Origin of the sequence: Microcoleus sp. T2B6, from assembly GCF_036700475.1 — a bacterium.
Lineage (GTDB): Bacteria > Cyanobacteriota > Cyanobacteriia > Cyanobacteriales > Microcoleaceae > Microcoleus.
This window is the reverse complement of record NZ_JAUBOZ010000247.1, coordinates 1-1,233: the sequence shown is the minus strand read 5'-3', so window position 1 is coordinate 1,233 and position 1,233 is coordinate 1. Positions and strand designations below refer to the sequence as shown.

Annotated in this window: 1 pseudogene; it reads right to left on the bottom strand. The window is 39.3% G+C overall.

Features of this window, described 5'->3' with window-relative positions:
* Positions 1–35: 35 nt before the first annotated feature.
* Positions 36–1,117 (bottom strand): annotated as a pseudogene (locus QUA00_RS36695) (ISKra4 family transposase).
* Positions 1,118–1,233 lie beyond the last annotated feature (116 nt).

The following is a 1,233-nucleotide window of genomic DNA, read 5'->3' as shown; positions in this document are numbered from 1 at the left end:
TGGGAGCATGTCACTTTTGCAGTGAGCAATTATACTCATGCAGGTTTTACCTGATTACCAATTAAGCCGTTTAAGTAAGCACAACTCGGAGCTAATACTTGTCCCACATCTTCTGATTTCCAACTCGCTCCTGATATTTTAATTCGTCTGCCTATTTGCTTAATGCCTGATTCTACCGCTCAGCCAACCAATTGAACAGATGCCATCAAGAGAGAGAATTTCATAGTTGATAATCCTTTTTTTGTGCTTTTCCTTCATATTTGCAAAAATTCACTGCTGATTTGTTCTTGAGCTTTGTAAATAGAGCTGCCGCACTCTCTACATTTCCTTTCCACAAGTATGCTTCTGCTTGCTTAAGTCGCTTAATTGAACCGCCTACTTTCTGAAGATTTTCGTGTTCGATGGTACCAATCGAGAATTTCTCTTCTCTGGTGTTCACTACTGATTTCCTTAAATATATTCCATACTCCATCATGTCCATCACCGTCTGACAAGTTACAGGTTTGGCTAGTGGTTGTTTATTTGCCCAATCAATGATGATATCATTTTGATTAAAACTAGCCAATATACCAGCTTCCGACCCAATTGCTTTATAGTCTTTCCATTCAGATTTTTGTCCTTTATGTACCCGAGCGTCGTACTTTTCCACCATCTGCACTTAGCTCGGAAATATCTTCTGTTGATATCGGTTCACTGAAGTCTTGATAATGTACTAATATGAGTTGTGTTTTAGCCGGAACAGTCACTCCCGTTAGATACTTAATATCTTGGGCGGCATGCTTATAAGCAACATTGGCACTCAGTCTTAAGCAACAGTTTTCTAAATGTGGACTCAACCTACTAGCACTACCACAGCCGAGTTTATCTGCTTGCTTTTGGGTGATACTTAAATTACAAGGGGTACTTTTTAAAGTCTTGACTCTTCCGGCTTTTGTACCGCTAGCTGAGCAGATAAAAAAAAGCCGATATGTGGTGTCACATGAGTCAAAACTTGGTCTCTGACTGCAAGTTCAATATCTTCTAATGTCTTCAAGGAATCAGGATTACAATCATCATAAAGGATGGCAGAAATAGCATCTAGATGTGTTTTAATTTCCTGTTGTTGTTCAGGTGTCATGATTATATATCAAGTGGGAAGAGATGATAATTATTCCCTATTATACTGATGCTCGGCAAAAAAGTCATGGTGGGGTTCCCCAGTATTTATACTCATCGCAAAAGTGACACGCTCCC